Origin of the sequence: Desulfolutivibrio sulfodismutans DSM 3696 (genome assembly GCF_013376455.1) — a bacterium.
In the GTDB taxonomy this organism is placed as follows: Bacteria; Desulfobacterota; Desulfovibrionia; order Desulfovibrionales; family Desulfovibrionaceae; genus Desulfolutivibrio; species Desulfolutivibrio sulfodismutans.
In genome coordinates, this window is the sequence record NZ_CP045504.1 from 3,745,174 (window position 1) to 3,769,710 (window position 24,537).

Genomic DNA, 24,537 nt, shown 5'->3' on the forward strand with positions numbered 1-24,537 from the left:
CGTGGTCATGGGGCGGCGGGGACGGCTATTTGCCGCAGCACCGGGCGTTTTTGAGCGGCGAGCAGGGGGCCGGTTTCATGTCCAGGTCGATGCAGCCGTTGGTGTAGTCGCGGATGATCTCGGCCGAGGCCATGCGGCCGTGCCAGGACTTGCTGGTGATGATGGCCAGATTCTCGTTCACCTGGATGTAGAACTCGGTGAAATGGGAACCGAAATGGACGTTGTAGACGTAGGTGCCGTCGCGCACGCCCATGAACTGGAATTCCTCGGGCGGTTTGCAGGTGGCCATGGACAAGGCCCGGATGAAGGCGCACTCCATCACGGCCTGTTCGTCGAAGGCGGCGGCCGGGGAGGGCAGGCCCGGCACGGCGGCCAGGCCCGCCAGCAGAACGGCCAGGGTCAGGGCGACACGCGTCAGCCTGGAAAGGGGGCGCAAAAGGGACCGGAAAAGGGCTCGGGACATGCGGCCTCCGTGCGTATCGGCGCGGGCGTCAATCCAGCTCGTATTCGTCGCGCCAGTCTTCGGTCTCGGCCCAGGCGGGCTGGTCGGCCTTGCTGAACAGGCAGTCGCCGATGACCAGATGGTCCATCTCCGTGCGCATGAAGCAGCGGTAGGCGTCTTCGGGGGTGCAGACGATGGGTTCGCCGCGCACGTTGAAGCTGGTGTTGACCACCACGGGGCAGCCCTCGCGTTCGTTGAAGCGGGAGATGAGCCGCCAGTAGCGTTCATTGGTCTGGCGATGCACGGTCTGTACCCGGGCCGAGAAGTCCACATGGGTGATGGCCGGAAGCGTGGACCGCTCCACATAAAGCCTCTCGAACATGGGCTTTTGGGAATAGCCCTCGGGCAGGGGTTTGCGCAGGGCCTCGGCCACCGGGGCCACCAGGAGCATATAGGGCGACGGGCGATCCAGTTCGAAGCACTCCGAGACCTTTTCAGCCAGGACAGAGGGGGCAAAGGGCCGGAATCCTTCGCGGTATTTGATCTTGAGGTTGAGCTTTTTCTGCATCTCGGGATGGCGCGGGTCGCCCAGGATGCTGCGGCCGCCCAGGGCCCGGGGGCCGTATTCCATGCGTCCCTGAAACCAGCCCACGGCGTGTCCGGCGGCCAGATGGGCGCAGACCGTGTCGCACAGGGCGTCGAAATCCTCGAAGCGGGTGAAGGGGGCCTGGCGGCGGCTGGCCAGTCGCTTGACGTCGGCCGTGGTGAATCTGGGGCCGAGGTAGGAGCCGCGCATGCGGTCCAGGGCCCCTTTGGGCAGGGGGGTGCGGTCCTTGCCCATCCAGATGTGCCAAGCGGCCATGGCCGCGCCCACGGCCCCGCCTGCGTCGCCTGCGGCGGGCTGGATCCAGATGTCGTCGAAAAGTCCCGAGCGCAGAAGCTTGCCGTTGGCCACGCAGTTTAAGGCCACGCCGCCGGCCATGGTCAGGTGGCGGCAGCCGGTCAGGTCGCGGGCGGTTTTGGCCAGACGCAGGACCGCCTCTTCCGTGACCTGCTGGATGGCCAGGGCCAGATCCATGTGCTCCTGGCCGAGCTCGCTCTCGGGTTCGCGGCGCGGCAGGGAGAAAGCCGCCTCCCACCTGGCGTCGCGGGTCATGGTCAGGCCCGTGGCGTAGTTGAAAAAGTCCATGTTGAGCAGCATGGACCCGTCGTCCCGAAGATCCACGATCTCGTCCAGGATGGCCTTCTTGTAGCCTTCCACCCGGGCCCCGCCCTCAATGCCGTAGGGGGCCAGGCCCATGAGCTTGTATTCCCCGGAATTGACCTTGAAGCCGCAGTAGTAGGTGAAGGCGGAATACAGAAGCCCCAGGGAGTGTGGGAAATCCAGCTCGCGCAGAAACGTGATGTCTTTGCCCTTGCCGTGGGCGATGGCCGTGGTGGCCCATTCGCCCACGCCGTCCACGGTCAGGATGGCGGCCTCGTCGAACGGAGAGGGATAGAAGGCGCTGGCGGCATGGGAGAGGTGGTGTTCGGGAAAAAGGATGCGCGGCTTGCCGGGCCCAAGCTTGGCCAGCTCCTCGCGCAGCATCTTGCGCATGAAGAGCTTTTCCTTGATCCACACCGGGATGGCCGACAAAAAGCTCGGCAGTCCCATGGGCGCGAACCCGTGGTAGGTCTCGAGCAGCCGCTCGAACTTGAGGTAGGGCTTGTCGTAAAAGACCACGGCCGCCACCTCGGGCAGGCTGATTCCGGCCTCGGCCAGGACATAGGCCCCGGCTTTGGCCGGGAAGGCCGGGTCGTGCTTTTTGCGGGTGAACCGCTCTTCGTGGGCCGCAGCCACGATCTGGCCGTCGCGCAAAAGCGCGGCGGCGCTGTCGTGGTAATAGGCGGAGATGCCAAGGATGTATTCGGGCATGTCGGTTTCGGCTAGAACAGGGTGTAGATGAAAGGGGCCACGGCCGAGCCGCTGGTCAAGACCACCAGTGCGCCGAAAAGCAACAGGGTCAGGATGATGGGCAGAAGCCAGAATTTTTTTCTGACCCGCAAAAAGCCCCACAATTCTCGCAAAAATTCCATATGGCCTCCGGATGTCCTCGCGGCGCGTCCGTTACGGGCGGCGCGGGAGTGTCGTCACATGGTCAAAAAAAGGTTTCGCCCGCAAAAAAAACAGTCGGCCGACGTCTCCGGTTGGAGCGGCAGGCCTGTGGCCCGAAGGGCGACGCCGTCAAAAAGGCTGCTCGATGTCTGCGGCCGTAAAGGTGTGGTCGCGGACCCGGAACACCGACTCCGTACCCTTTTTCCAGCAGGCGATATGCAGGCTGTCCTTGCCCAGGGCCTTGCGCAAAAGCCCCATGGGCGTCAGCACCAGGAAAAAGGCCAGGGAGAGGATGACCTTGGACATGACCGTTCCCAGGACGTGGGACAGGCCGAACCAGACCCGGGCCAGGGGCTTGTAGACACCGGGGGAGATCATGTTCACCAAAAGGACCAGGATGGCCGTGGGCAGCATGGCCCGGTAGCCGCCGATCCAGGCGAACAAAAGACAGATGAGCACCATGGCCATGCCCGTGTCCCGGGCCTGGGCCGTGGTGGCCTTTGTCCAAAACGAGCCCTTGGGGGGCTTTTTCATCGTATCCATGGTGGTATGCCGTCCGAGCCGGGAGGTTACGAAAAAATGAGAGCGCATCCGGCCACGCGCCGAAGCCTATGCCATACGCCGCAAGGCCGCGCATTCCTACCTTTCGGCGGGCGCGGGCGTCAAGCTGTCTCTGGAGCGCCCGTGGCGGCGGGATTTTCGATGGGATGGCGACCCGGGCGCGGCCGCACATCGGCCGTTCCCGGCGGGGACGGCGGATGTGCGGCTGCGCTGCGGAAGCGACGCTTATTGCGGATTGTAGACCTGGAAGGTCTTTTTCGCCGTGGAGCCGTCCTCGGCCGCAACCTCCAGAGTCCAGTCCCCGCTGACCATTTCCCATTCCTGCTCGAAGGTGAAGATGCAGTTGTACTGGACGCCCACCTGCACGGTGTCGGTGGTCTCGGTCTTGAATTCCACCTCTTTCTTGGCCGGGTTGATCATGCCCGGCGAGGTGGTGATGATGCGGATGGCGGCCTGCCCGCCCTCGGGTTTTTTGACCTGGAAGCGGAACCCGAAGGTGGTGCCGAGCTTTTTGGGCACGGCCTCGGTCTGAAGCGTCAGGGTGTTGCCGTCATAGATGCCGAAATCCACGATCTCGATGGAATCGGGAGGGGGTGGGGGCTCGTCGCCGCCGAACAGATTGAAGCCGGAGCAGGAAGCCAGAAACAGGGTCAGGATCGGGAGCACGAGCAACATACGTTTCACGGAGAAACCTCCTTGGGGTCCGCATCGAATCAAGGGAGTCAAACGAAATGCCGGACGTCTGTCAAGGCATGTCCACGCCAGCGCCGCCCGGGGCGGCGTAGGCCACGTCCAAAAGCGGGGTCTTGCCCGAAAAAAAGGCGTCGATCCGGGCCTTTTCCGAAAGGAGCACGCGCAGCCTGGAGACCGGAAGCGGGCTCTGTTCGCCGCCGTAGAGCATCACGGCCCGGTCGATGAAGGAGGCCGGCACGACATCAATCGGCATACGCATGACCCGGGGCGAACCGTCCGTCAGGATGGCCACGGGACCGTCCAGGCGGGCATGCGCGGCGTCCACCAGAAGATTTCCCGTGCGCACCAGGGTCTCTTCGGTGACCGCCAGGGGCGTTGCGGCCCATTTGGCCAAAAAGGCCACAAAGGCCGGTCGCGGGGCCACATAGGCGAAGGGATCCACCTTGCAGGCCACGGACGTGCCCGGGACATTCAGGATGTCCGGGTTGTCGCGATAGCGCATCCCCAGGGCCTTTTCCAGCCGGGGGAGAATCTCGCTGTAATCGATCATGGTTCGCCGCGCCTTTGGGCAAAGGCCTGTTCCATGAGCCGCCGCGCCAGACCGCCGAAGCCGTCCGGCGTCGTGCCGAACACCGCTTTCCACACTTCGTCGGATTCCATACACAAATAGAGTTTTCCCGCAAGTCCGCATTTTCGCAAAAGCCCGGCCACATGGCTGAGTTGGCGCACCCGGAGGGGCCGCGCCAGGCGGCGTTTTCCGTCCAGGTCGGTCACGAATTCATTGAGGTAATAGTCCGGGAGGATGCCCGCAGCAGCCAGCCCGGCGGGCAGATCGGGCAGAAAACGCAAGGAGCCCAGGCTGATGTAGACGATGTCCTTGGGCCGCAGAAACGAGGCGATCATGTCCACGGTCGCGGCGTAGCCCGCCTCCCAGCCGGGGTGGGGCACGATGGGGTCGAAGTGCAGGCAGACCCCGAATCCGGCCCGGGCGGCCTTGCGGGCGGCGGCCAGCCGGGCCGACAGGGGCGGCGCGCCCCGTTCCTGGGCGGCCACGATGGCCGGGGCGTTCACCGAAAAGGCCGCCAGCACCCGGTCCGGTCTGGGCTCGGCGGCCATCCAGGAGGTGTCGTCGGTCTTGGTCTTGAGTTCCAGGACCACGTTGTCGAACTCGCGCAAAAAATCCAGGATCTCATGGGTGTGGCCGGTGAGGGATTCCAGCGCCAGGGAATCGGCGAACTCCCCGGTGCCCACCCGGAACCGCCGCGACCGGTCGCGGCCGAAAATATCGCCCAGTTCGGAAAACATGTCCGGCGTATTGGCGAACACCCGCAGATCGTCCGTGCGCAGGTAGGCCTTTAAGATGCAGTAGGTGCAGTCCATGGGGCAGCCCTCGCCGATGTGCACGATGCGGTAGCCGCAGCAGCGGTAGCTTTTGGCCCCGGGACAGGGCCGAAGAAACCGCCCCCGGTGGGCGGAAAGCCGCAGCACGCGGCCCGGGCCCACGTCCTCAACGGCCGTCCCGGGAGCCCCGGGAGCACTGTCGGCCGCCGTCGCCGGGTCCGCAAGGTTCGTCGGCGGCCTGCGGCCGGACGCAGATTCGCCCGGCGGATCGGCCACGGTGAAGGGGACATGGGGCAGGCGCTCCCGCACGCGCCGGGCCATGGCCGAGTCGGCCACGGCCGCGTCCGCGACCACGGCCCGGATGCCCCAGGCGGCGACCGGAGCGGCCGGGAGGTCAGGCCTCATGGCCGTTCCTGTCGCCGCCCCCGTCGCCGCCCGGGGAAGCGTCGTGCGCCTCCTGGCCCCGGGCCAGGGACCACAGGGCCTGCCAGTCCGGGTGTGCGGCCATGCGGGCCAGGTCGGCGGCGGCCTGGCGCAGGGTCGCGGCGTCCGCGGCCCGCAGTTCCAGGGTCACGGCGTCGGACTCGAAGCCCCGCGAGGGATGCAGGGTGAATGCCGTGCCCCGGCTGATGCCCCGGGACAGGGCGGCGAAGCGCTCCTCAAGGTCCGTGAGCACGGGGTAGCGGGCGCTCTTGGCGGCGGCGGACAGCCGGGCGATGAGGTCGTTGGGGGACAACCCCTGATCCGCGCCCACCCCGGCCAGGGCCGTGTCGGCCGTCTCGGACAGGGATCGCCCCGAGGCCCGGGCGGCCTCGCGCAGCGGGGTCACGAACCGGGCCAGGGTGTTGGCCGACCAGCGGGCGGCGGTGAGCCACGGCCACAGGGCGTCGAGATCCTCCCGGTCCATTCCGGCCAGGGCCTGCGCCCCGGCCAGGGGCACGGTCCCGGTGAAAAGCAGTTCGTCGGCCTTTTCGGGCAGCGACAGCCAGTCCGTCAGGCGGCGCGACCCGGAGGCCAGGGCCGGTCCCAGGTACGGCCCGGCCAGCCGCACAAACTCGGGCGCCGGGACAAAAGCCGAAAAATAGCGTCCGGCCTTGACCAGCATGGCCTCGTCGATGGCGCGGCCCATGTTGGAGGCCAGGTAGACCAGCCCACGCCAGACCTCGGGGCTGTGCCCGCAATCGGGGCCGGGCCAGGCGATGATCCGGGCGTCCAGGGTGCGTCCGGGGAGGCGGCGCAGGGCCAAAACCCGGGCCCGTCCGGCCAGGATGCGCGGCCGGTCGTCCACGATTTCGGCCAGGGCCGGGACCAGTTGGCCCATCTCGGCCAGGGAGCGGGCCAGCGCCTCGTGGGGCGGGTTGTCCCAAAAAAGGGACTCGCCCGAGACGTCCGCGTCCCGGGGATGGATGGCGAGATGCTGCACGGTGTTTGTGTCCTTATGGAAAGCGCGGGGATTCTCAATTGTTACGATCTTGACATTGGATGACGCCTGTCCGTATATCCCGAAACTCGTGGAAAACCAATATTCGGCGAGGCAACCGGAAAAATCCCGCTGAATGCGGGTGTTGGGCCGACGCGAACACGACCTTGGGCGTCGGCAGCCACTGCGGAAACCGCAGGGCGGACGGCGGGCGTCATCACCGTTTCCTGCGGCCCCTCAACCCCTAACGCAGCAAAGGGAGATGGGAATGTCGGACCTAAGCAAGCAAAGAACCTATGCGCTGGTCGGCCACGGCGGATGCGGCAAGACGTCCGTGGCCGAAATGCTGCTCTTCAACGCCGGGGCTGTAAGCCGCCTGGGGAAGATCGAGGAAGGGACCACGGCGCTCGACTACGAGCCCGAGGAGATCAAGCGCCGGGGCAGCACCCAGCCCGGCATCGCCGCCTTCTCCTTCAACAAGAACCGCCATTTCCTCATCGACACCCCGGGCGACGGCAACTTCAACGGCGACCTGCCCTATCTGCTTAAGGCCGTGGACGCGGTGGTCTTTGTTGTGGACGCCGTGGACGGGGTCAAGCCCCTGACCAAGAAGCTGTGGGGCGAGGTGGCCAAGCTTGGTCTGCCCACCATTTTTTTCATCAACAAAATGGACCGCGACCGGGCCGATTTCAACATGGCCTTAACCGGCATACGGGAAAAACTCGGGGTCAAGCCGTATCTGCAAAACATTCCCATCGGCGAGAAGGAAAATTTCAAGGGCGTGGTGAACATCCTCGAAAACAAGGCCTACCTGTTCGACGACAAGGGCGGCCAGACCGAGGCCCCGATCCCGGCCGACATGCAGGACGAGGTGGCACACCTTCGCGACACCACGGTGGAGGAGATCGCCGTGTGTGACGATGAGCTCATGGAGCGCTACCTGGAGGGCGGCGAGCTCTCCATGGAGGAGATGCAGGTCGCCGTGCGCCAGGCGGTCATCTGCGGCCAGCTCTATCCCGTGTGCACCGGCGCGGCGCTTAAGGGCATGGGCGGCGTCCGGCTTCTGGCGGCGGTGGAAAATTACTTCCCCGGCCCCCTGGACTGCTGCGCAGGGGAAAAGACCATAACCGGCGAGGACGGAACCACGCGCAAGGTGGGCCCGGACGAACCCGTGGCCGCCTTCGTGTTCAAGACCCTTTACGATCCCTTTGCCGGGCAGTTGTCCATGGTCCGGGTGCTCACGGGCACCCTGGCCCCGGACGCCGCTTTGCAAAATGTGGCCAAGGACGTCAAGGAGCGGGCCGGACAGATCCTTCTGCCGCTTGGCAAGGAGACGACCATCTCCAAGGAGCCCATGGGCCCCGGGTCCGTGGTGGCCCTGGCCAAGCTCAAGGACACGGCCACGGGGGACACGCTTTCCGATGAGAAAAAGCCCTTTGTGCTGGCGAAACCCGCCCTGCCCGCGCCCATGAGTTCTTACGCCCTGGCCCCGGCGGAAAAGGGCGACGAGGACAAGGTGTTCGCGGCCATGGGCAAGCTCCTGAGCGAGGACGTGACGCTGACCTTGTCGCGCGACGAGGAGACCGGGGACATCCTGATCTCGGGCATGGGCCAGTCCCACCTGGAGACGGCGGTGGAGAAGGCCCGGCGCCGCTTCAAGGTGGAGCCGGTGCTCAAGGCCCCCAAGATTCCCTACCGCGAGACCTTCAGGGGCAAGGTGGAGGTGCAGGGCCGCCACAAGAAGCAGACCGGCGGCCGGGGCCAGTTCGGGGACTGCTTCGTGCGCTTCGAGCACCGGAACCGGGGCGAAGGCTACGAATACGTGGACGCCATCGTGGGCGGGGCCATCCCCCGGCAGTACATCCCGGCCGTGGACAAGGGCATCCAGGAATCGGCGGCCAGGGGCTATCTGGCCGGGTTCCCGCTGGTGGATTTTCGGGCCACGGTCTTCGACGGATCGTTCCACACGGTGGATTCCTCGGAAATGGCGTTTAAGATCGCGGGTTCCCTGGCCTTCAAGGCGGCCTGCGAGAAGCTCAAAATGTCGCTTCTGGAACCCATCGTCACGGTCACGGTGAGCTGCCCGGACGAGAACATGGGCGACATCATCGGCGATCTGTCCAGCCGCCGGGGCAAGGTGCTGGGCAGCGACTCCACGGGTGGCATCACCGAGATCCAGGCCCACGTGCCCATGGCCGAGATGCAGGAATACGGCAAGGCCTTAAGCTCCATGACCGGCGGCCAGGGGGCCTTCACCATGGTCTTCGCCAGCTATGAGGAATGCCCGCCGCCCATTGCCGAAAAGGTCATCGCCGACCACAAGAAGAAAGAGGAATAGCGGACCCCTCGCCGCACGGCGAACCGCTTTTGCGCCACGCGCCCCTGTCGGACTTGTTCCGGCGGGGGCGCGTGTTTTTTGGGCGCAGAGAAGGCGGCGGGGGGGGCGGGCCGTGAAGAGCATGTCGGTCTTTGGAGAAGGGAAAGCATGCTGCGGCATGGCCTTGAGGATTCGGACGCGCCGCGTTCGAGGACACGCCCCGGGATGCCTGAGGGCGTTCAGGTGCACTGTCGCCCTTATGCGGCCATGGCCGAGAGCGGGCGTTTCGCGAACGGCGCCTGCCCGACACGGGGCAAGCTCCCCGTGTCAGACCGGGGCGTAGGCGGCCTCGTCCTGGGACTGCGGGGCCTGCGGGGGCTGCGACGGGGGCTGCCCGCGCAGATTGTGGACGATCCGGGACAACACCCGGCGACAGGTGTCCAATTCGTCAGGCGAGACCTCGGCCTCTGCCGCAAACAGGGTCAATCGCGCCAGGAAACATCCTTTTTCCAATACGTCCCTCCCCATGTCCGTAATGAGCAGCCGGTTGCACCGTCCGTCGTGGGCATGGGTTTCCCGGGCCACGTAGCCGCGCCGCTGCATGCCGGTCAGCAGGCGGCTGACGCTGGTTTTTTCCTGGAGCAACAGGGCGGCCAGTTCATTTTGGGTGAGGCCCTCCCGGTCGCCGAGATGGCACAGGGCGCGCCATTGCTCCATGGTCACCCGCAGGCCCGTCTCGTGGAGGCGGCGGTTGAGGTCGGCGATCATGGCCCTGGAGGCCCAGGCCGTCAGACACAGCAGTGTTTCATTTTGGATAGAATCGTTCTGTTCCATGGGCATTGTTGTATATGCAACTTCTTGTGGTTTGGCCAAAGAGCTGACCGGAATGTGTCGTGTGAATTAACAAAACCGTGAAACATTAAAATCCGAGAGAACAGAAGTCCAGGCGTTTGTTTGTTCAGAAGTTGTACGGCGCTAGTATATGAAGATTTTATTTACAAAATGCTTGACATAGAGTTGAGAGAAGGTGAGAGGAACAATATGAATCCAAGGAGAACAGGGTTACGATGGAATGATGGCGGAGTTGCGATGGTAATTCGTTCAGAATTGGTACATATCTGTTTGTCGAATCCAGTTTTAAAACAACCAAGTATGAGATTTTGAGAAATTTACCATTTCAGTAATCGTTTAATGTTCCTTGAGTGTCCTGATTCAACGATAAGGATCAAATCCAGCGTTTGCCATAGCATTCCGTGTATGACGGAAAAATACAGTGAACGTGTATGTTTGACATCTTCATGCGACGGACTGGGCCTGTTTTTTCTTTTCGGAGGCATCTGCTTGAGGCCTTCATATGTGAAATTTCCCACAATTTTTCAAAATGAAAATGGCGTTTGGCGGTAGTCGGTTTCCAGGGAAGGGAAACCAGAGTGATCAGCCAGAGGGGGCGGAGGCGAAGGGAATCAGGTGGACGATACCGGGCGGCGGCCGCCGGGCGGGTGTTGCTGAAGGGGAAGAGGAAGGATCTCGAAACGGCCGTGCCATGGTGGTGTGGAGGGGATGTCCTCAGGGGTGGGCCTTTCGGCCGGGCGTGGCTGAAAGGCCTGGAAACCTGAAAAGAAGGCCGCAGGGGTTCCGGCGGCGAAACGGTTTTTTCAGGAGGGTTGTCGCATGCAGTGGCTCAAAAATCTCAAGATCGGCACCAAGCTTCTCTCCAGCTACATTCTGTTGCTTCTGCTCATGGGTGGGGTGGGATATCTCGGCGTGGCGAATATGGGCATGATCAACGGCATGCTCGACGGCCTGTACACCGGCAACCTTGTTCCCATCCTGCAGATCGACGAGGCCAACATCGAACTGATCAAGTTTGCCCGAAACCATTACCGGCTGGTCATCTCCAGAGACAGGGCCGAAATGGAGACCTACAACAAGCGCATTGAAGAGAACGTCACGAACATCAAAAAATCCCTCGACGACTACGCCGCAGGAAACCGGTCGGAAAAAGAGAAGGATGTCCTGGCCAAGTTCCGCACGGCCTTTGAGGCCTACCGGACCTCGGCGGTAAAAATTCCGGAACTGGCCCTGGCCGGGGACAAGGACGGGGCCATCGACCATATGCTTGGTACGGCGGCCAAGCTCGGGGCCGCCCCCGACGAATTGTTGGGGGAGCTGGCCCAGACCAACAGGGACATGGCCAAAAAATCGGCAGAGGAGAGTGACGTTGTCTACCAGCAGTCACGAAATGTCATGTACATCCTCATCGGCTGCGCCGTGCTTGTGGGCATGCTCATCGGCATCGTGCTGTCGCGCATGATCTCCAAGGGCATCAAGCAGTGCGCCGATTTCGGCCTGTCCCTCTCCAAGGGCGATTTGAGCGGCGCACTCGCCATCGATCAGAAGGACGAGGTGGGCGTTTTGGCCGACGCCATGCGCGCCGTGGCCGCGGCCGAGGGAGACGTGGCCCAGAAGTTCGGGCTTTTGGCTGAAGGCGACCTGCGCATCAAGGTGGCCGAACGCTCCGACAAGGACACCCTCATGCGGGCCATCGCCGAGATGATCGGCAGACTCACGGAAATCGTGGGCGAGGTCCAGGCCGGGGCCGAGAACGTGGCCTCGGGCAGCGAGGAGATGAGCGCCAGTTCCGAGACCCTGTCCCAGGGCGCGTCCGAACAGGCCGCCTCGGTGGAGGAATGCTCCTCGTCCATGGAACAGATGTCCTCCTCCATCAACCAGAACGCCGATAACGCCCGCCAGACCGAATCCATCGCCGCCAAGGCCGCCCAGGACGCCAAGGAATCCGGCGAGGCCGTGACCAAGACCGTGGCGGCCATGAAGGAGATCGCCGGAAAGATCTCCATCATTGAGGAAATCGCCCGCCAGACCGACCTTCTGGCCCTAAACGCGGCAGTTGAGGCCGCCCGGGCCGGGGAACACGGCAAGGGATTCGCCGTGGTGGCCTCCGAGGTGCGCAAACTGGCCGAACGCAGCCAGGGCGCGGCCGCCGGGATCAACAAGCTCTCCGCCGACTCCACCTCCGTGGCCGAGCGGGCCGGGACGCTTCTGCAAAAGCTGGTGCCCGACATCCAGAAGACCGCCGACCTGGTGCAGGAGATCGCCGCCGCCAGCCATGAGCAGAGTTCCGGGGCCGCCCAGGTCAATAAGGCCCTGCAGCAGCTCGATCAGGTCATCCAGCAAAACGCCGCCGCGTCCGAGGAACTGGCCTCCACCTCCGAGGAGCTCTCGGCCCAGGCCGAACAGCTCCAGGCCTCCATCGCCTTTTTTGCGACGGACAACACCGCTGTGGCCCGGACCATGAAGGCCATCCCGCACGCGACCTCCGCCAAGGGACGGGGAAAGCCCCAGGTCCAGCCCAGGCGGCCTGCGGCGCCAGGAAGGTCTTCGGTCAAGCTGCGCCTGGAGTCGGCCGAGGGGGATGACGACGATCAGGCCTTCGACCGGTATTAGGGACGCCTCACGGGGCGGCGCACGGAAGCGTCCGTCCCGGACGGTCGGCGCACCGCCGGACGCGTGGCGTCCGGCGACGAACCCTGGCAAGGGGTTGATCATCGCATCCTGAAACCGGAGGCAGGCCATGAATGAGGAACAACGCGGCGGAACCGAGCGGTTCCTGACGCTGAATCTGGATAAAGAGCACTTCGCCCTGGACATCTATTCCGTGCGCGAGATCCTGGACATGACCGAGATCACGCGCATCCCCCAGACCCCGGAATACATGCGCGGCGTGGTCAACGTGCGCGGCAGCGCCGTGCCTGTGGTGGATCTGCGCCTGAAATTCGGCATGCCCGCCGCCGAGCGGACGCTCAACACCCGCATCGTGATCCTGGAGATCGCCCGGGGGGACGGCAGCGCGGCCATCGGGGCCATCGCCGACGCCGTCAAGGAGGTGCTGGAGATCGAGACCGACAGGATCGATCCGCCGCCGCGCATGGGCACCGGCGTCAAGGCCGATTTCATCCGGGGCATCGCCCGCCACGGGGAGCGGTTTTTGCTCATCCTCGACGCGGAAAAGGTCTTCACCACGGACGAGATCCTGGCCCTGGACGGACTTGGCGCCCGTCATGGCGACGACGCGCCCGGGAAGGCCGCTGGCTCAGCGGGCGGCTTCCCCCCTGAAGCCGTTCCCGCCAACCCGGCGGCGTAAGTCTTGCGTCCCTTGAACATTCGCCATATCGGCCGCGTCGCGTATGAGCGACCGTGGGGCTTCCCCGGACGGCGTCCCGCAAGGGGCGCCTCCGAAGTCCCCCGGCCAGGCGGCGGCCGCAGACGGGAGGACGATTCATGCGCATCGATCTCGACGGCGACTGCACGGTGGCTGTGGCCCGGACCATAAAAGACCTGTTGCAAAACGCCCTGGCCGGGGGGGAACCCACCCAGGTCAGCCTGGCGGGGGTCACCCGGGCCGACCTGTCCCTTTTCGAACTGCTGTGGGCCGCGCGCCAGGGATTTTCGAGCCAGGGCGTGGACCTTGTCATTTTGCCGGATATTCCCGAACATCTGGAGCAGGCGGCGGCATGGACGGGTCTTGCCGAGTTGCGCCCTCCCCGGGCGGACGCCGTGAATCAGGCCCCGGGAAACGCCAAGGACATGTCATCATGATGCTGGAAAACGATCCGGCCCAGACCTTTCTGGAAGAGGCCCGGGAACTGTTGGCGAAACTGGAAGAGGCCCTTCTTGAGCTCGAGTCCGACCCGGGCCATACCCCCAGTGTGGCCCGGGTGTTCCGGAACCTGCATACCATCAAGGGGTCCGGGGCCATGTTCGGGTTTACGGAGATCGCCCGGTTCACCCACGACCTGGAAACCGCTTTCGACAAGGCCCGCAGCGGCGAGCTGCCGCTGAGCCCGGAGTTGCTGGGCCTGGGGCTTGTGGCCAAGGACCATATCCAGGCCTTGCTGGACACCAGCCCCGACGGCGGCGATCTGGCGGCGGCTTCCGACGCCATCCTGGCCCGGCTGTCCGGGGTGCCCGGCATGTCCGGTTCGCCCGGTTCACCCGGTTCGCCTGGGGCCGACCTTCCGGCCGGATCCGGGGGGGCGGGGGACGGGGAGGCGGCGCATATTCCGGCAGGGCCTGTGGCGACCTACTGGGTCCGCTACACCCCGGCCGCAGACAGTTTCGCCACCGGCTGCGACCCCCTGGGGCTCGTGGAGGAACTGGCGGGCCTTGGGCAGCATGCCGTGATCTACCATCAGGGGCCCAGCGAACCCCTGGAGAGCTACGACCCGGAAAGGCCGCACGGATTCTGGGATGTGATTCTGGTTACGGACTCGGGAGAAGAGGCCATCCGGGGGGTGTTTCTCTTTGTGGATGACGGGGTCGCCGTGCATCTGGAAAAAATCGGCGAGGGTCGGCTCCGGGGCGGAGATCTGGAGCAGTTGGCCGAGATGGTTCGCGATCCGGCCCATGAGGTGGGTGCCCTGCCCGGGCTGTTGCGCGGTTTTCTGGCCGAGAAGCTGGCCATGCGAAAGTCGGGCAAACCCCGCGAGGCCGTGTCGCACACCCCGGGAACGTCCAGCATCCGGGTGGACTCGGGACGCCTGGACCGGTTGGTGACCATGGTCGGGGAGATGGTCATCATCCAGTCCCGCCTGTCCCAGGCCGTGAACCAGGCCCTGGACCGGTCCTCCCTGGCCCAGATCGCCGAGGATCTGGAGCGCCTCACGGACGAGATGCGCGACAACGCCCTGGGGCTGCGCATGCTGCCCATCGGCACCATGTACGGCAACCTGCGCCGTCTGGTGCGCGACGTGAGCGCCTCGCTCGGCAAGGACGTGGACTTCGTTGCCGAGGGCGGGGACACGGAGATGGACAAGACGGTCATCGACCGCCTCAAGGATCCCCTGGTGCATATCCTGCGCAACAGCCTGGACCACGGCGTGGAAATCCCCGGGGACCGGGAGCGGGCTGGCAAGGCCCGGCGCGGACTGGTGCGCCTGTGGGCCGGACATGTGGGCGGCGAGGTGGTGCTGCGGGTTTCCGACGACGGCCGGGGGCTCGATGCGGAGAAAATCAAGCGCAAGGCCCAGGCCAAGGGCCTTTTGGCCCCGGACGCCGAGCCCGACCGCCGGGAGCTTTACAACCTCATCTTCGAGCCGGGTTTTTCCACGGCCGAGGCCGTTTCGGATCTCTCGGGCCGGGGGGTGGGCATGGACGTGGTCAAGCGCGCCCTGGAGGCCCTGCGCGGCTCAGTGGACATCGACAGCGAACCGGGCCGGGGCACCTCCCTGACCATCCGGCTGCCCCTGACCCTGGCCATCATCGACGGCTTTTGCGTGGTCATCGGCCAGGGCTCCTACATCGTGCCGCTGACGGCCCTGCGCGGCTTCCAGGAACGGATTCCCGGCGAGAACCGGAAAACCGTGGACATCATCGAGCGTATGGGCAAGATGTTGCCATGCGTAAGCCTGCGGGCCCTCTTCGGCATCCGCGAACCCCGGCCCGACTTCGAGCGGGTGGTGGTGGCCGAGGTGGACGGCGTGGAGGTCGGGTTGGCCGTGGACCGGGTTGTCGGGAGGCAGCAGGCCGTGATAAAGAGCCTTGACGAGATGTATAAAAACGTCAATTTTATCACAGGCACGACCATCAACGGCGACGGAAGCATTTCGCTGATCCTGGATATCCCTCGTCTGGTGGACTTTGCGGCGTCCCACGCCGCGACGGCGGAGTGAATTTTTTGGGGCCTCGACGTGGCGGCCCGGGCAGGAGTGGTGCATGAAGATTCTGGTGGTGGAAGACGATGCGACCAGCCGCGACGTTTTGCATTCCATTTTGTCCGAATTCGGGCAGTGCGATCTGGCCGCTGACGGCGAGGAGGGGATTGCGGTTTTCGGAAAGGCCTTTTCCCAGGGCGAACCCTACGACCTGGTCTGCCTGGACATCCTTTTGCCGCGCATGGACGGGCAGGAGGTGCTGCGCCGGATTCGCGGCATGGAGACCGCCGCAGGCGAGGGCAAGGGCGGAGAAACCAAGGTGGTGATGATCACCGCCTTGTCCGACCCCAAAAACGTGGTGGAGGCGTTTTATCGCGGCGGGGCCACGGCCTACGTGCCCAAGCCCATCGACCGCGACCACCTGTTTCAGGTCTTGGGCAAGCTGGGCGTGGGGGCCTGAAGGTCCAGGCGCATCTCGGCCACTTCCTCGTCGAAGTTTTTGGAAACGTCGAACCCCAGCTTGTGGGCCAAGCCCTGCATGCCGCCGTTTTCCAGCAGGGCTTGGCCGCACAACACCTTTGTGCCGCGTTCGCGGCAGTAGCGGATCATTTTCTCCATGAGCATGCGGCCCAGGCCCGCGCCCTTTTGGTCCGAACGCACGATGATGGCGAATTCGGCCGAGGAATTGTCGGGCTGGGTGGAGGCCCGCACCACGCCCAGGGTCTCGGGCTTGCCGGATTCGTCCTCGGCCGTGGCGATAAAGGCCATTTCCCGTTCGTAGTCGATCTGGGTCAGCCGGGCCATCTCCATGTGCGACAGCTCACGCACCACGCCGAAAAACCGAAAACGCAGATCCTCGGGCGACAGGCGTTTGAAGAAATCGAAATGGGCCGGTTCGTCCTCGGGGCGGATGGGCCGCAGAAGCACCTTGCGTCCGGTTTTTAAAACCGTGCATTCCTCAAGTTCCCTGGGATAGGGCCGGATGGCCAGCCGGTGGGGGTCGGGCTCGCGCGAGGCGTCGGCCCGCACCCGGGCCCCCAGCACCAACACGCCCTTCTCATCGGCCAAAAGCGGATTGACGTCGATGGCGCTGACGCGGTCCACGTCGGTGATGATCTGGGCCACCTGCACCAGGGTCAGGCAGATGGCGTCCAGGTCCGCCCCGGCGTCGGCCTCGGTGCCCGTCAGGGAGGCGGCCACCCGGGTGCGGAAGATGAGATCCCGGGCCAGGGACATGTTGAGGGGCGGCAGAGCCACGGCCGCGTCCTGGGTGGCCCGTCCGGCCAGCCCGCCCTGGCCGAAGACCACGTAGGGCCCGAACACCGGGTCCACCCGGGCCTTGATGAAAAGCTCCCGGGCCCCCACGCGCCGTCCCATCTCCTGCACGATGAACCCCGCCACCCGGGCCTGGGGCCTGATCCGGGCCACCCGGGCCAGCATGGCCTCGGCGGATTCACGCACGGCCACGGGGGTCTCCAGATCCAGGGCGATGCCGCCCACATCGAAGGGCTGGGGGATGTCCGGCGAGGAAATCTTGATGGCCACGGGATAGCCCAGCAGGTCGGCCTGGGCCACGGCGTCGGCGGCGTCGACAGCCACCCGGGAGGCGATGGCCGGAACCCCGTAGGCGGCCAGGACGGCCTTGGCCTCGGGTTCGCTCAAGTCCTCGCGGCCGTCGGCGATGGCCGCCTCGACCACGGCCTTGGCCGCGTCCAGGTCGGGATAAAATTCCGTGGGCAGGGAGGCGGGCATCTCCATGAGCAGTTCCTGGTTGCGGCGGTGCCGCACCAGATGCACAAAGGCCCCCACGGCCTTGTCCGGGGTCTCGTAGGTGGGGATGCCGGCCGCCGTGAGCACGCGCACCTCCTCGCCGGACTGGTCGAAGCCCATGAAACAGGCCAGGACCGTGCGGCTGGATTTCCCCAGGACCAGGGCCGCCGCCTTGGCCGCCTCCACCCCGGGAACCGTGGCGAAGGGCACGTGGATGATCAGGATGGCGTTGACGCCCGGCTCCTTCAACAGGATGCGCAGGGCCTTTTCGTAGTGCCCGGCCTCGGCGTCGAAGCCCAAATCGATGATGCTGTCGCGCAGCCAGTTGGGCCCAAGCGCCCCGTCCAGGGCGGTCCTGGTGTCGTCGGAAAATTCCGCCAGCTTGCCGCCTCCGGCCAGAAGGGAGTCGGCGGCCATCATGCCCACGCTGCCGCCGTTGGTCAAAATGGCCAGCCGGTCGCCGCGAAGGGGCCTTGAGCGGGCCAGGGTCTGGGCCGCGTCGAACAGGGCGTCGATCTCAAACACCCGCAGCATGCCCGCCCGGCGAAAGGCCTCGTCGTACACCTCGTCGCGTCCTTCTTCCGGTCCCGGGGGATGCACCGTCCAGAGTTTGCGGCCGGGTTTGATGACTAAAACGGGCTTGTTGCGGGCCGCCGCCCGGGAGGCGCTCATAAACGAGCGCGCGTCGGTCACGGACTCCACATAGAGCAGGATGGAGCGGGTGTTGGGGTCGGAACTCAAGTAGTCGATGATGTCGCCGTATTTGAGGTCGGCCCGGTCGCCCAGGGAAACGATATAGGAAAAGCCGATGCCCTTGGTCCCGGCCCAGTCCAGAACCGCCGTAAAAAGCGAGGCGGACTGGGAAATGAACGCGATGCGCCCGGGTTTGGCGTCCGAGGAGGCCAGGGAGCAGTTGAGCCCGATGCCCGGGATGATCAGCCCCAGGCCGCTCGGGCCCAGGATGCGCACCCCGTAGGGCGTGGCGGCGTCGAGCATGCGCTGCTGCAGGGCCTTTTTGTCCGGCCGGGAGAGCTTGTTGTAGCCCGGGGAGATGACCAGGGCGGCGCGGGTGCCGCGCTTGCCCAGATCCTTGATGGCCTCGGGGGCGGTCTCGGGGGGCGTGCAGATGACCCCCAGGTCCGGGGTGAGCGGCATGGTGTCTACGGACTTGTAGGAAAGCACCCCGGCCACGGCGTCCAGGGCCGGGTTCACGGGCATGACCGGGCCCAGAAACTTCCCGGCCAGGAGATTTTTCATGATCACCGAGCCCACATGGCCGGGTTCGCCTGTGGCCCCGATGACCGCCACGGAGTTGGGCTTGAAAAGGGAATCGAGATTGCTGATGCTCATGCCGGACCTCGCAGGGACGCCCGGGGGGCGGTGGGTGCGGCGTCACGGCGCGAAGCGGCGGCCGGGCCGGGTACGGCGGGGTCTTCGGCGGGCGGATGGTCCGGTCGGGCGTTTGGCGTGGGCATGGATGTTTCCGGGAACCTGCCCGCCGGACGTCGGCCGAGAATGGGCGGCGTACGGAGAGCGGTCCTATGCTTTTATGAAGTCAGGATAGAGGGCCTTGCCGCGCAAGGCAAGGCCCAGAGGCTGTCGACGAAGTCAGCAGCCGCGAAAATCATGCGCAGGTCGCGGCGCAGCCGCGCCGTAAGCGAGTGATTTTCGTGCCTTTCCGCCCGGCGGCAGGCCGCCGTCGGCGGCGCAAAGTCCCGTCAGGGGCTTTGCATCGTTTTGAGGGCCTTGCCGCGCAAGGCAAGGCCCTTTGCTCCGGGACCGGTTTCTCCGAGAACGCCGCAGCCTGGCGCGTACGGCCGGGCAGGCGGGGCTTGGGCCGTCATCCGGCCTTTTTCACGCCCACGTCCTGCATGACCGTCATGGCCGTACCCACGATCCCGGCGATGTCCGCCAAATTGGCGGGAAGGATCATGGTGTTTCCGGCCTTGGCCAGGTTGCCGAATTCGGACAGATACTTCTCCGCCACCCGCAGGTTGGCGGCCGTCACCCCGCCGTCGGAGGCCAGGGCCGCCGCCACGGCCTGAAGGCCCTGGGCCGTGGCCTGGGCCAGGAGTTCAATCTCCCGGGAACGACCCTCGGCCTCGTTGATGCGTTTCTGCTTTTCGCCCTCGGACACGGAGATGGCCTCCTGGCGCATGCCCTCGGCCCGGTTGATGCGGGCCTGACGGTCGCCCTCGGAGGTGGCGATTTCGGCCCGCTTCTCGCGTTCGGCCTTCATCTGGCGTTCCATGGCCTCCATGACCGAGGCCGGGGGCGCGATGTCCTTGATTTCGTAGCGCAGCACCTTGATGCCCCAGTTCTGGGCCGCCTCGTCCACGGCCTCGATGACCTGCCGGTTGATGGTCTCCCGTTCCTCGAAGGTCTTGTCCAGGTCGATCTTGCCGATGGCCGAGCGCAGGGAGGTCTGGGCCAGTTGCGAAGCGGCCACGTAGTAATTTTCAATGCCGTAGGCCGATAGTTTGGCGTCGACGACCTGGATGTAGAGCACCCCGTCGATGCCTACGGCCACGTTGTCCCTGGTGATGCAGGTCTGGGAGGGGATGTCCATGACCTCCTCCTTGAGCGACCGGCGGTAGGTGATCTTGTCCAGGAAGGGGATCAGGATGTGGAACCCGGCCCCCATGGTGTTGTGGTATTTGCCAAGGCGCTCCACCACGTATTCGGAACGCTGGGGCACCACCACGGCGGTCTTGACGAACAAGATGATGACCACGATGGCCAGGACGAGCAGCATGATGACGGAGTCGCTGAACATGGAAGGCTCCTTGGTGTGGCGCGTCCCGGCGCGGCGTGCGGGCCGGGGGCGCGTTGCGTCCCTGGGAAAGACGTCGGCAGTTCTTACACAGGCAAAAAGGCGCTCACATGACGCCGTACGGCAAGCGGGAAAAACCGGAACCTCACGGGCAGGCCGCTACAGGGGCCGCACCCGAAACGTCAGGCCGTCGTCGGAGCCCGGACCCTCGATGACCACCGTGGCCCCTTCGGAGATCTCCACATCGGCGGCCGCCCGCCAGAAACTGCCGCGAAACTTGATTTCTCCAGGCGCCGCCGGGCGGATGGCCGTGGTGACCAGGGCCTGGCGGCCCACGGCCCGGTCGGACAGTTCCTTGTCCGCGCCGTCCTTGAGGCGTCCCCCGAAGGTGCGCATGAACACCCTGCGCAGCGTGAACAGCAAAACCAGCGAGGCCACCAGGAAAATCACGAGTTGCAACTGCACGGACACGTCCGCGACCAGAAGGGCGATCGCCGCGATCCAACTGCCGAAGCAGAAAAAGATGAGGATGAGTCCTGGCATCGCCAGTTCGGCGAAGAGAAACACCACGCCGATGAGAAACCAGACCAGGGGGGCGGAAGGCATAGACGCTCCGGGTTGCCGTTTTGAACAGGAGTCCGGGGATTACCTGGGAACAGTATACGAAACGGAGGCCGCCGACAAGGGCGGTGGGAAAAAGCGGTGATCGGGACGGGATCGGCCGTTTCTCAGACGGGAGACGGCGCCCTGGGGCGGCCGCACATGGCGAAAGAGGACCGGTACGGCGGGTGGAGAAGAATCTTTCACCCGGGCGCGCGTCAGAGCATCCGGCATTCAGGCCTCCTCACTGCACGCGGCTTTTCCATTCGTGATCTCACACGATGAGTTCTCGATATTCCTCCCCGACAACTGTTGGGTCGAAGAGCCCGGGAAAAAGGTAGGGCAGTGCCGCCATGGGAAACCCCATGCAAAGCGGAGCCCGGTGCGAGGCGGAAACGAGGAGCCCGGATTCGATCAATGGGGAGATGACCGTCCGCCTGGTCGTTCGTTCGGATTTTCCCACGATTTCCGGTGCCTTGCCTCGGATGACTGCCCCCTGTCTGAATACGGCGCGCAGAAGTCTGGATGCCTCGGGAGCGAGGAATGGCATGGTACTTTTTTTCAAGGATGCCACAAGCCATTCGATGCGGTGCTCGACATCGTCCAGTTTGAGCAATCCCCGCATGAATCCGATCTGGTCCAGACAGATTTCAAAGAAAAATCTGCAAAAATCGGCCGTGAGCGGTTCGTCAAAAAAATTGTCATTGTCCGGTCGGCCAGGGCTGTCGGTTGCCTGCAGATTGATCATGTACCCGATCTTGTTTCGGGAAAAACCCCGGGCCAGGGACCAGAGATTGGCTTGGTTGACCTTGCCCCGCACCAGATATATTCCGGTATGAAGCCTAGCCAGACGTCCATTGCCGTCGCGGAAGGGATGCAGCCACGTCAGGCGATGGTGACTCACTGCAGCGGCAATCAATCGTTCGTCGCCGTGAAAGACATGCGGGGCGAATGCCTCGGCAAAGGCCTCCATGAGGTTCGGAAGTTCGGAGGCAGGAGGACCGTGCGGCGTCCGGCCGTCGACGGACACGTCCATGTCACGGAGTTCGCCTGGGCTGACTGCGATATCCGTGAAGCCCCCGGAGTGGTGGGTATACTGGTGGGCATCGGGAAGATGCCCGTATATCCTGCGGTGGATGCCTTTGATGTATTCCGCCGTGCAGACGTGGAGATATGGATGGCTTTGGAGTTCATCCATGAGCTCTCTTTCGACCATAACATGGGCTGCGCATAATTCCTGCGCATAGCGTCTGCCGGGGGCCTCTACGAAATCGCGCGCCAAGGCACGCTCGATTTCCGGAAGCGTGGTCTTGTGGCCTTCAATGAGGTTGGAATAGTAGCTGTTCAGGAGCCGGAGCCGGTCTCCAAGCCCCCGGGCGGTCTCAATGGCGATGCCGCCTTCCAGCGCAGCCGAACTGGTGGCCACTTCCTGGGCCATGTCCTTGAGGACACCAATGGTGTCCCGCCCGGGTAGGATCGGACTCAGGGGACGAGGGGAGGAAAGCGGGGTGGGCATGGTGGTGCGGCACCATTTCTGGCCGGTTCGTTGTCCGGTTTTATTGGCGGATTTGTTAGGCTGAAGGCCGTTTCCCTGATTTTACTGGCCGGTTCTCTGGCCGGTTCCTGAATCCATAGCATGCCGGGGAACGGCATGAAAGAGGAATCATGGCTGCATGTGACCGGCAAGATGGGCTGATGGACGGGAGTGGCGGTTTTGCGGTTCCGCCTGTCCGACCGGTCGCCCCACCGTCCACACCTGGCGGGCGGCGTGGGGAGCCTGCGGCATGGGGGTGTCCCCAAAAAGCAACACCGGGGCGCGAACCTCTCGTCCGCGCCCCGTTCCCTCGTGCCGCCTGTTATTTGTAATAAATCTTGATCTCGTTGGTGCCGGAGCTGGGATTGCCCGGGGTGGGCCGTCCGGCGGTGATCACCACCGGCTCGCCCGCCTTGAAATCCGGATTGGCCTCCACATATTCCTCCACCCGGTCCATATGCCGCCGGTCGTCGCCGGTGATCAGCCGGGGCTTCACCCCCCAGGCGAAGTTTAAGGCCCTAAGCACCCGGGTGTCCGGGGTCAGGGCGTAGATGGGCTGGGCCGGACGCCGCGACGACAAAATCCTGGCCGTGTCGCCGCTGACCGTGTGGCTGATCAGCGCCGGGGCATCCACGTTGGTGGCCAAGAGACTCGCCGCGTAGGCCAGGTACTTGGCCGGGTTGCGCTCCTTTTTGGGCGCGAACGGCCCTTCGATGCGCTCCAGGTAGTAGCGTAAGGCCTCATCCGAGATCTGGCGCATGACCTTCACCGTCTCCACCGGATAGTCGCCGATGGCCGTCTCCTCGGAGAGCATCACGCAATCGGCCCCGTCCAGGATGGCGTTGGCCACGTCCGTGCTCTCGGCCCGGGTGGGGATGGGGTTGTGGACCATGGACAGAAGCATCTGGGTGGCCACGATGACCGGCTTCTGGGCGTGGCGGCAGGCCCGGATGATCTTCTTCTGGATGATGGGCAGCTCCGGGATGGGGCATTCCAGGCCCAGGTCGCCCCGGGCCACCATGACCACGTCGGTGATTTTTAAGATGTCGTCCAGGTTCTCCACGGCGTTTTGCCGCTCGAGCTTGGCCACCACCGGAATCCAGGCGCCGTGGGCCTTGATGTGCTCCTTGACGTCGGCCACGTCGTTGGCGCTTTGCACGAACGACAGGGCCACGGCGTCGATGCCCACGTCGATGCCCTCGTGCAGGTCTTTGATGTCTTTGGCGGTCAGGGCGGGCATGGGGTGGTGCTTGCCGGGGAAGGCGATGCCCTTGTGGGAGGACAGAAAACCGGCGTTCTGGGCCTCGAGTTCAAAGAGCCGGTCGGCCTTGACCACCTTGGCCACCTTGAATTGCAACAGCCCGTCGCTCAAATTTACCGGCATGCCCACGTCGAGCCCGGCCAGAAGTTCCGGAATGTCCAGGCTCACATAGGACAGTTCGCCGCCCGCCGGGCGTTCGTCGGGCAGGCCCAGGTGCAGGTATTCGCCCTTGTTCACCTGTTTGGGGGAGCCTTCCACCTCGCCGATGCGGATTTTGGGGCCGCACAGGTCGCCAAGGGCCGTGAGCGGAATGCCCATCTCGCCCTCGATCTCCCGGATGGTCTTGATGGCCGGGATGAAGTAGGCCGCGTCGGAATGGGAAAAATTCAGGCGGAAGATGCGCACCCCGGCCGCGACCATCTGGCGCATGGTCTCCGGATGCATGGACGCGGGGCCAAGCGTGGCTACGATTTTGGTCTGCATGCAGTCGCTCCCTGTGGGGGTAGGCCCAATTCGTCCCGTCCGCGCCATTCGCGGCGGGAAAAAACCGGATGCAACCCAACCCCGATTCGGGTATGCATATCCGGCATGCGTTGCCGTATGGTGACGCCGTATTGTCGTCATACGGCCAGACGCGGCAGGGGACAACCCCCCCCGAGCGGACCACGCGCGCAAGGAGACTTCCCAATGAGCGACAACCAGGATTTCAAGGCCACGGATCGCCGGGCCGCAGGGCCGGAGGCGGGCGGGACCGGCGCTTGCAAGGACGGACAGGCCGCGCCGCCGCACAAGGACGAGCCCTGTTATCCGCCCGTGGCCTTTTCCACATTTTTGTTGTCCCTGGCGGCCTCGGCCATGGTCCAGCTTGGGGAATCCCCCGAGCCCGAGACCGGGCAGTACATGCAGAACCTGCCCCTGGCCAAACACACCATCGACATCCTGGCCATGCTGCAATGCAAGACCCGGGCGAACGCCACCGACGAGGAGGCCAAGCTTCTGGCCGAGCTTTTGTGTCAGCTGCGGCTGTCCTACGTCAAAAAAAACGGCTGATCCGGAGAC

General features: G+C 64.7%; 21 protein-coding genes. 7 read left to right on the forward strand and 14 right to left on the reverse strand.

Annotated features, from left to right (window positions below):
- Positions 1-25 precede the first annotated feature (25 nt).
- From GD606_RS17135 to GD606_RS17170, 8 genes are all read right to left on the reverse strand, one after another.
- Positions 26-463, reverse strand: coding sequence for a hypothetical protein (locus GD606_RS17135; RefSeq protein WP_246298864.1), 438 nt, complete (start codon positions 461-463; stop codon positions 26-28).
- 28 nt (positions 464-491) lie between these two features.
- Positions 492-2,357, reverse strand: coding sequence for a carbamoyltransferase family protein (locus tag GD606_RS17140; protein ID WP_163301469.1), 1,866 nt, complete (start codon positions 2,355-2,357; stop codon positions 492-494).
- Between the two features lie 11 nt (positions 2,358-2,368).
- Positions 2,369-2,518 carry a DUF5989 family protein gene (locus GD606_RS17145; protein WP_170304569.1) on the reverse strand — a complete coding sequence of 50 codons (150 nt, stop codon included), beginning with the start codon at positions 2,516-2,518 and terminating at the stop codon, positions 2,369-2,371.
- A gap of 148 nt (positions 2,519-2,666) precedes the next feature.
- The gene (locus GD606_RS17150; RefSeq protein WP_163301468.1) at positions 2,667-3,080 is read right to left on the reverse strand and encodes an SxtJ family membrane protein; all 414 of its coding nucleotides are present in this window, start codon (positions 3,078-3,080) and stop codon (positions 2,667-2,669) included.
- Positions 3,081-3,323: 243 nt separating this feature from the next.
- Positions 3,324-3,773, reverse strand: a complete 450-nt coding sequence (locus GD606_RS17155) for a DUF3859 domain-containing protein (RefSeq protein WP_211922123.1) — start codon at positions 3,771-3,773, stop codon at positions 3,324-3,326.
- 70 nt (positions 3,774-3,843) lie between these two features.
- Positions 3,844-4,341 carry a spore germination protein gene (locus GD606_RS17160; protein ID WP_163301466.1) on the reverse strand — a complete coding sequence of 166 codons (498 nt, stop codon included), beginning with the start codon at positions 4,339-4,341 and terminating at the stop codon, positions 3,844-3,846.
- Positions 4,338-5,537, reverse strand: coding sequence for an SPL family radical SAM protein (locus GD606_RS17165; protein ID WP_163301465.1), 1,200 nt, complete (start codon positions 5,535-5,537; stop codon positions 4,338-4,340). Before GD606_RS17165 ends, GD606_RS17160 begins: the two co-directional genes overlap by 4 nt.
- The gene (locus tag GD606_RS17170; protein WP_163301464.1) at positions 5,527-6,555 is read right to left on the reverse strand and encodes a ParB/RepB/Spo0J family partition protein; all 1,029 of its coding nucleotides are present in this window, start codon (positions 6,553-6,555) and stop codon (positions 5,527-5,529) included. Before GD606_RS17170 ends, GD606_RS17165 begins: the two co-directional genes overlap by 11 nt.
- A 265-nt stretch (positions 6,556-6,820) precedes the next feature.
- Between GD606_RS17170 and GD606_RS17175 the strand changes: the two genes are divergently transcribed.
- The gene (locus tag GD606_RS17175) at positions 6,821-8,890 is read left to right on the forward strand and encodes an elongation factor G (RefSeq protein WP_163301463.1); all 2,070 of its coding nucleotides are present in this window, start codon (positions 6,821-6,823) and stop codon (positions 8,888-8,890) included.
- A 306-nt stretch (positions 8,891-9,196) separates the two neighbouring features.
- Here the strand turns inward: GD606_RS17175 and GD606_RS17180 are convergent, their stop codons facing one another.
- Entirely contained in the window at positions 9,197-9,709 is a 513-nt protein-coding gene (locus tag GD606_RS17180; RefSeq protein WP_163301462.1) for a MarR family winged helix-turn-helix transcriptional regulator, read from the reverse strand.
- An 831-nt stretch (positions 9,710-10,540) separates the two neighbouring features.
- Here GD606_RS17180 and GD606_RS17185 point away from each other — a divergent pair.
- From GD606_RS17185 to GD606_RS17205, 5 genes are all read left to right on the forward strand, one after another.
- On the forward strand, positions 10,541-12,334 hold the full coding sequence (locus tag GD606_RS17185; RefSeq protein WP_163301461.1) for a methyl-accepting chemotaxis protein: 1,794 nt from the start codon (positions 10,541-10,543) through the stop codon (positions 12,332-12,334).
- 127 nt (positions 12,335-12,461) lie between these two features.
- Complete coding sequence (locus tag GD606_RS17190) at positions 12,462-13,031, forward strand: chemotaxis protein CheW (RefSeq protein ID WP_163301460.1); 570 nt, start codon at positions 12,462-12,464, stop codon at positions 13,029-13,031.
- A gap of 137 nt (positions 13,032-13,168) precedes the next feature.
- Positions 13,169-13,486, forward strand: a complete 318-nt coding sequence (locus tag GD606_RS17195) for an STAS domain-containing protein (protein ID WP_163301459.1) — start codon at positions 13,169-13,171, stop codon at positions 13,484-13,486.
- A complete protein-coding gene (locus GD606_RS17200) occupies positions 13,483-15,558 on the forward strand; it encodes a chemotaxis protein CheA (protein ID WP_246298865.1) in 2,076 nt (691 codons plus the stop codon). The genes GD606_RS17195 and GD606_RS17200 overlap by 4 nt, the downstream gene beginning before the upstream one ends.
- A 43-nt stretch (positions 15,559-15,601) precedes the next feature.
- Positions 15,602-16,000 (forward strand): response regulator, encoded by a 399-nt coding sequence (locus GD606_RS17205; protein ID WP_163302267.1) that lies wholly within the window; start codon positions 15,602-15,604, stop codon positions 15,998-16,000.
- Here the strand turns inward: GD606_RS17205 and GD606_RS17210 are convergent.
- From GD606_RS17210 to pyk, 5 genes are all read right to left on the reverse strand, one after another.
- On the reverse strand, positions 15,967-18,660 hold the full coding sequence (locus GD606_RS17210) for a bifunctional acetate--CoA ligase family protein/GNAT family N-acetyltransferase (protein WP_163302266.1): 2,694 nt from the start codon (positions 18,658-18,660) through the stop codon (positions 15,967-15,969). The genes GD606_RS17205 and GD606_RS17210 overlap by 34 nt on opposite strands.
- Before the next feature lie 490 nt (positions 18,661-19,150).
- Positions 19,151-20,086, reverse strand: a complete 936-nt coding sequence (locus GD606_RS17215) for an SPFH domain-containing protein (protein WP_163302265.1) — start codon at positions 20,084-20,086, stop codon at positions 19,151-19,153.
- 156 nt (positions 20,087-20,242) lie between these two features.
- Positions 20,243-20,689 (reverse strand): NfeD family protein, encoded by a 447-nt coding sequence (locus GD606_RS17220; RefSeq protein ID WP_163302264.1) that lies wholly within the window; start codon positions 20,687-20,689, stop codon positions 20,243-20,245.
- Positions 20,690-20,957: 268 nt separating this feature from the next.
- Positions 20,958-22,121 (reverse strand): Fic family protein, encoded by a 1,164-nt coding sequence (locus tag GD606_RS17225; RefSeq protein ID WP_163302263.1) that lies wholly within the window; start codon positions 22,119-22,121, stop codon positions 20,958-20,960.
- Between the two features lie 418 nt (positions 22,122-22,539).
- Positions 22,540-23,961, reverse strand: coding sequence for a pyruvate kinase (gene pyk / locus GD606_RS17230; RefSeq protein ID WP_163302262.1), 1,422 nt, complete (start codon positions 23,959-23,961; stop codon positions 22,540-22,542).
- 204 nt (positions 23,962-24,165) lie between these two features.
- Here pyk and GD606_RS17235 point away from each other — a divergent pair, with 204 nt between their 5' ends.
- The gene (locus GD606_RS17235; RefSeq protein ID WP_163302261.1) at positions 24,166-24,528 is read left to right on the forward strand and encodes a DUF1844 domain-containing protein; all 363 of its coding nucleotides are present in this window, start codon (positions 24,166-24,168) and stop codon (positions 24,526-24,528) included.
- The last annotated feature ends 9 nt before the right edge of the window (positions 24,529-24,537 follow it).

Coding starts and splice junctions, on each gene's coding strand:
- GD606_RS17135 (WP_246298864.1), bottom strand. CDS start 463: ATGTCCCGAGCCCTTTTCCGGTCCCTTTTGCGCCCCCTTTCCAGGCTG.
- GD606_RS17140 (WP_163301469.1), bottom strand. CDS start 2,357: ATGCCCGAATACATCCTTGGCATCTCCGCCTATTACCACGACAGCGCC.
- GD606_RS17145 (WP_170304569.1), bottom strand. CDS start 2,518: ATGGAATTTTTGCGAGAATTGTGGGGCTTTTTGCGGGTCAGAAAAAAA.
- GD606_RS17150 (WP_163301468.1), bottom strand. CDS start 3,080: ATGGATACGATGAAAAAGCCCCCCAAGGGCTCGTTTTGGACAAAGGCC.
- GD606_RS17155 (WP_211922123.1), bottom strand. CDS start 3,773: ATGTTGCTCGTGCTCCCGATCCTGACCCTGTTTCTGGCTTCCTGCTCC.
- GD606_RS17160 (WP_163301466.1), bottom strand. CDS start 4,341: ATGATCGATTACAGCGAGATTCTCCCCCGGCTGGAAAAGGCCCTGGGG.
- GD606_RS17165 (WP_163301465.1), bottom strand. CDS start 5,537: ATGAGGCCTGACCTCCCGGCCGCTCCGGTCGCCGCCTGGGGCATCCGG.
- GD606_RS17175 (WP_163301463.1), top strand. CDS start 6,821: ATGTCGGACCTAAGCAAGCAAAGAACCTATGCGCTGGTCGGCCACGGC.
- GD606_RS17180 (WP_163301462.1), bottom strand. CDS start 9,709: ATGCCCATGGAACAGAACGATTCTATCCAAAATGAAACACTGCTGTGT.
- GD606_RS17185 (WP_163301461.1), top strand. CDS start 10,541: ATGCAGTGGCTCAAAAATCTCAAGATCGGCACCAAGCTTCTCTCCAGC.
- GD606_RS17190 (WP_163301460.1), top strand. CDS start 12,462: ATGAATGAGGAACAACGCGGCGGAACCGAGCGGTTCCTGACGCTGAAT.
- GD606_RS17195 (WP_163301459.1), top strand. CDS start 13,169: ATGCGCATCGATCTCGACGGCGACTGCACGGTGGCTGTGGCCCGGACC.
- GD606_RS17200 (WP_246298865.1), top strand. CDS start 13,483: ATGATGCTGGAAAACGATCCGGCCCAGACCTTTCTGGAAGAGGCCCGG.
- GD606_RS17205 (WP_163302267.1), top strand. CDS start 15,602: ATGAAGATTCTGGTGGTGGAAGACGATGCGACCAGCCGCGACGTTTTG.
- GD606_RS17210 (WP_163302266.1), bottom strand. CDS start 18,660: ATGAGCATCAGCAATCTCGATTCCCTTTTCAAGCCCAACTCCGTGGCG.
- GD606_RS17215 (WP_163302265.1), bottom strand. CDS start 20,086: ATGTTCAGCGACTCCGTCATCATGCTGCTCGTCCTGGCCATCGTGGTC.
- GD606_RS17220 (WP_163302264.1), bottom strand. CDS start 20,689: ATGCCTTCCGCCCCCCTGGTCTGGTTTCTCATCGGCGTGGTGTTTCTC.
- GD606_RS17225 (WP_163302263.1), bottom strand. CDS start 22,121: ATGGCCCAGGAAGTGGCCACCAGTTCGGCTGCGCTGGAAGGCGGCATC.
- pyk (WP_163302262.1), bottom strand. CDS start 23,961: ATGCAGACCAAAATCGTAGCCACGCTTGGCCCCGCGTCCATGCATCCG.
- GD606_RS17235 (WP_163302261.1), top strand. CDS start 24,166: ATGAGCGACAACCAGGATTTCAAGGCCACGGATCGCCGGGCCGCAGGG.